Annotated in this window: 1 pseudogene; it reads right to left on the bottom strand. The window is 64.1% G+C overall.

Annotated features, from left to right (window positions below):
* Positions 1–213: pseudogene (locus tag IEZ15_RS44150) on the bottom strand (hypothetical protein); the annotation flags it as partial.
* Between the last annotated feature and the right edge of the window lie 547 nt (positions 214–760).

The following is a 760-nucleotide window of genomic DNA, read 5'->3' as shown; positions in this document are numbered from 1 at the left end:
GGCGTCAATGATGCTGCCGATCTTCTCCAGCGACATGCCGTCCGCGGTCTCCCCGGTGGTCCCGGGCGTCATCGCACCCGCGTTGGCGTAGATGCGACCATAGGCCACCAAGTACAGCTGAGGGTTGAACAGTTGTCGGTACAGCCTTTCGACCGGCAGTCCCCTCTCACCGCGTTTACGGATGACGTCCAATACCGCTTCGGCGCTCTGCATTACGCATGCCTCCCTTCACTGGACATCTCGATCACCTGTGCCCCTTTGCCCTGTGGACGGCTTTCCCGTCCTCCCTGGCAGGCCGTTACTCCTGCGACTACTACGGGCACTCCGTCGCCGTAGGGCTCGCGCCCCGTAGGCGATCCCGTGGTACGTCTTCGTTGTACGTATCGAGCCCGACGTAGGCCGCCCACTCATCTCCTTGACCGCCCTCGTTGGGCGATGCTCCACGTCACGGAGGCTGTCCGATCCTCGGGTTCATGACCGGGCATGACGTGGCGTCGGTTTCAGGTGTCGTTCCGACGAGTGCGCACTTTCACTGCTGGAGATTGGGCTTCAAGCAATCCAGCCTTGGCCATATCGCGCGGGTCTCGCGGTACCCCGCCCCGGACACCTCCGGGCGGCCACCGCTTCCCTGACATGCTCTTGTCCCCTCGCGCTTTCGCGTCCAGGTAAGTCAGGCGACCCAGGAACCTCCCTCCGAGTTCCTCCCGACTGCGTCGGGGATACAACGAAGCGCCTCACGGCGCACACCCGCCGTGCGCCT

This window comes from Streptomyces atratus, from assembly GCF_014648655.1.
Taxonomy (GTDB): domain Bacteria; phylum Actinomycetota; class Actinomycetes; order Streptomycetales; family Streptomycetaceae; genus Streptomyces; species Streptomyces atratus.
This window is presented reverse-complemented; position numbering and strand designations above follow the sequence as displayed.